General features: G+C 43.3%; 5 protein-coding genes. 3 read left to right on the forward strand and 2 right to left on the reverse strand.

The window, feature by feature from the left end; genetic code table 11:
* The 3 genes from ACEW8S_RS18655 to ACEW8S_RS18665 all read left to right on the forward strand — a co-directional run.
* Positions 1-920: dihydroorotase family protein (locus ACEW8S_RS18655; RefSeq protein WP_373519616.1), on the forward strand; the 920-nt coding region annotated here is incomplete at its 5' end.
* An 80-nt stretch (positions 921-1000) separates the two neighbouring features.
* Complete coding sequence (locus ACEW8S_RS18660) at positions 1001-1330, forward strand: hypothetical protein (protein ID WP_373519617.1); 330 nt, start codon at positions 1001-1003, stop codon at positions 1328-1330.
* Positions 1331-1499: 169 nt separating this feature from the next.
* On the forward strand, positions 1500-2159 hold the full coding sequence (locus ACEW8S_RS18665) for an alpha/beta hydrolase (protein WP_373519618.1): 660 nt from the start codon (positions 1500-1502) through the stop codon (positions 2157-2159).
* A gap of 4 nt (positions 2160-2163) precedes the next feature.
* Here the strand turns inward: ACEW8S_RS18665 and ACEW8S_RS18670 are convergent, their stop codons facing one another.
* Positions 2164-2658: a hydrolase gene (locus ACEW8S_RS18670; RefSeq protein WP_373519619.1), complete on the reverse strand. Its 495-nt coding sequence runs from the start codon at positions 2656-2658 to the stop codon at positions 2164-2166.
* Between the two features lie 139 nt (positions 2659-2797).
* A complete protein-coding gene (locus ACEW8S_RS18675; RefSeq protein WP_373519620.1) occupies positions 2798-3574 on the reverse strand; it encodes an MBL fold metallo-hydrolase in 777 nt (258 codons plus the stop codon).
* Between the last annotated feature and the right edge of the window lie 114 nt (positions 3575-3688).

The following is a 3688-nucleotide window of genomic DNA, read 5'->3' on the forward strand; positions in this document are numbered from 1 at the left end:
AAAACGCGGCCAAAGGCCAGGTGACCGGTCTATATCCTTTGGGAACGTTGACCATGAAGGCCGAGGGAAAAGACCTTGCAGAACTCTACGACATGCAAAATACCGGAGCGGTAGGTTTCTACGATTTTAAACGCCCCTTGGAAAATGCGAACCTTTTAAAAATCGCGCTGCAGTATGTATCGAATTTCGGGGGATTGGCCTATTCCTTTCCAATGGATGCAGCTATTGCCGGCAAGGGAAACGTCAACGAAGGCGAGTCCTCCGTTAGACTTGGATTAAAGGGAATTCCCGCCCTAGCGGAGGAATTACGGATAGCCAGGGACCTTTTTATTTTAGAATATACCGGCGGAAAATTACATATACCCACGCTTTCGACAGCACATTCGGTGAAACTGATCGCCGATGCCAAGAAAAAAGGATTGGACGTAAGCTGTAGCGTTGCGATTCACAATCTACTATATTTCGACTCCAAATTAGCGGACTTCGACGCGGCGTATAAGGTAATGCCGCCTTTGCGCACCAAAGAAGACACCAAAGCATTGATAAACGGGGTTAATTACGGCAGCATCGATTTCGTTACCACCGACCATATACCGATGAGTATCGAGGAAAAACAAGTGGAGTTCGAAAACGCGTCCTACGGAACTATCGGGCTAGAAAGCTCATTTGGCGCCCTGAACCGAATTTTCGATACCGAAACCGCCATAGACCTGCTGACGAAGGGAAGGGAAAGATACGGTATGGAACCACCAAAAATCAGGGAAGGCGAAGCGGCCAACCTCACGCTTTTCGACCCCGATGTCGAATATCGTTTTGAGGCAAAAGATATCCATTCCACTTCCAAGAACAGTATGTTTTTGGATGCAGAGTTCAAGGGCAAGGTTTACGGGGTGATAAATAATGGACAAGCGCTTTTTTAAAGTAGTGCTTGTTCGCAAAATTATGTAATCGCGAGACATGGTATAAGCTGTATCAGCCTATTAAAATTTTTGAACCTTATATGAATATCAAAACCATTAAAGAAGGAAAGACCGCGGCCATTGTCGCCTATTTCACACTTGTCGGCGCCTTGATTGCCATTAGCATGAACAGCGAGCCAAAGAATGAATTTGCCCGTTTCCACATCCGGCAGGCATTCGGGCTACATCTGTTTTTTTTGGGATTTGCCCTTTTTCTTAGCGTTTGGTTCAACGGCTATGCCTTTTACGGTTTATACATCGGCTATATCGTACTCTGGGGATACGGTTTTATCGGTGCCCTACAGGATAAAAAGCAGTCCGTACCCATTTTGGGCGATTTTTTTCAAAAATGGTTTACTTTTATCAGTTGAAGAGTAGGTTGGATGCTCGGTGTTTGGTGTTTGGTGTTTTTTAAAAAATCATTAGCTTTTACATACTCGCAGATCGAGCTTCGTGCATCGTGCATCGTGCATCGTGCATGAAACAAATAATCCTGACATTGAATTTATACTTAAAAACCCATAAAACCAACCTCTCCAAATGACCACAGCCCCATTATCCTTGGAACATATTATTCGCCCCTCGTCATTAACAAAAGGTAAACCCCCCGTATTGTTTATGCTCCACGGTTACGGAAGCAATGAAGAAGATCTTTTTTCCTTTGCACCTGAGCTTCCAATGGAATTGTGCGTCATTTCGATCCGTGCCCCCTACCCTATGGAACCTTTCGGAAATGCCTGGTACGCGATTAATTTCGATACGCAACAGGGCAAATGGAGCGATGACGAACAGGCCGCACTATCCCGCGAAAAAATTGTCACATTTATCGATGAAGCATGTAAAACGTATGGATTGGACGATGGGCGAATTACCTTGCTCGGGTTCAGCCAAGGGACGATTCTCAGCTATGCGGTAGCCCTATCTTATCCCGAAAAAATAAAAAATGTTATAGCCCTTAGTGGATATATTAACAAGAAAATCTTAGTGGACGGTTATGTCGATAAAAATCATGATAATCTCATGATCTATGCCTCACACGGACAAGTAGATCAAGTGATTCCACCGGAGTGGGCGCAGAAAGCCTCGCCATTTTTAAATAAATTAGGAATTGAGCATGTATATGAAGAATTCCCCGTGGGACACGGTGTTGCGCCCCAGAATTTTCATTCGTTCAAAAAGTGGCTTACAGAAAGAATTTAAGAAATCAATTGTTTCTGGTATACAACAAGTGGTCCATTAAGGTAAAGTCCACACCCAAGTCGTCCTTCAGTTCGTATTTAATAAGCAATTCGCCCCAATATTTTCCATCGGAAAAATCGGCCAATATCCATTTGTGGTTCAGCACCTTGATTTTATTGATCTTAAAATCACCTTCCATACCTTCATAAGGCACAAGCGGATTGGTGCCTTTGCTTTCATTGGTCTCCAGTAGTTTATCGGATATATAGCCCGAAGGTTCTTTTAGGGCTAAATGATCATAGTAAGCCAGGGCATCATCATTGTTTTCCAAAGAAAAATACTGCATTTCCAGCACTTTTAATTGGGTATTTTTAACGGAATCCTGCAATTGTTCCACATCGGCCTGAAGGTTTTCGATCTGGGCATCCTTGGCTTCCGCCATCTTGCCACTACTAACAAAAAGGTACAGGCTAATGAGCGCCATAAAAAGAAATAGGTATAGGAATATTTTACTTTTCAATTCTATTCTATTTTTAGTCAGGAGACGCAAGATTTGCGCCCCTTAGGTCTTTATTATTTTTCCGGGGTTCTTGCCCACAATCATAACGTCTAAAATCAACCGTCTATTGCCTCGAACGCCACTTCTCAAATCCCACATCTCATATCTCGACGACCAACCCATCATACGCCAAGTGCACGCCTTCGGGCAATTTTTTTTCCACTTCTGCGTGAAATCCCAAAAGGTGGCTGATATGAGTGAAATAAGCGGTTTCGGGCTTTACCTTTTCCACGAATGCCAAGGCCTCCTCCAAGTTGAAATGGGAATGGTGGGCCTCCTCCCTCAGGGCGTTGACCACTAAAACTTTAGAGCCTTTGATTTTGTCCATTTCTCTTTCATCCATTGTTTTTACGTCCGTTAGATACGTAAAATCCCAAAAGCGGTAACCGAATACCTGTATCCGGTTATGTTTGGCTGATATAGGTACCACAGAGATATCGCCCAAAATAAACGGATGATTGTTTTCGACCAGATTGACATCGACACAGGGTGCGCCAGGATACCGATTGGTATCCGAAAAAATATAATCGAAACGTTTGCGCAAGGAATCTGCGACCCTTTTATGGGCGAATATGGGAATATCTCCCTGACGGAAAAAATAGGGACGGATGTCGTCAAGCCCTGCCGTATGATCTGAATGTTCGTGGGTAAAGAGGATGCCATCCAATTTATGGACATTGTAGGCGAGCATCTGCTGCCGGAAGTCAGGGCCACAGTCGATGACATAATTGTAGCTATCCCAAGAAATCAAAACGGATACCCGTAATCTTTTGTCCTTTTGATCATCACTTAAACAAACGGGATGTTTACTGCCGATAATTGGGATACCTTGGGATGTACCGGTTCCTAGAAAAGTTATTCGCAACGTCTCATTCATCTAAATCCAAATTTATAACTAAATAATTTAATAGATTGCCTGAACTTGTTAACTTTGTTTAACAAAAAAAAAGCTATGGCTTCAGTTCTAGATAGGGACGCGGCATTTGAAAAC

It is taken from the genome of Pricia sp., assembly GCF_041745955.1.
Taxonomy (GTDB): Bacteria; Bacteroidota; Bacteroidia; order Flavobacteriales; family Flavobacteriaceae; genus Pricia.

Coding starts and splice junctions, on each gene's coding strand:
- ACEW8S_RS18660 (WP_373519617.1), top strand. CDS start 1,001: ATGAATATCAAAACCATTAAAGAAGGAAAGACCGCGGCCATTGTCGCC.
- ACEW8S_RS18665 (WP_373519618.1), top strand. CDS start 1,500: ATGACCACAGCCCCATTATCCTTGGAACATATTATTCGCCCCTCGTCA.
- ACEW8S_RS18675 (WP_373519620.1), bottom strand. CDS start 3,574: ATGAATGAGACGTTGCGAATAACTTTTCTAGGAACCGGTACATCCCAA.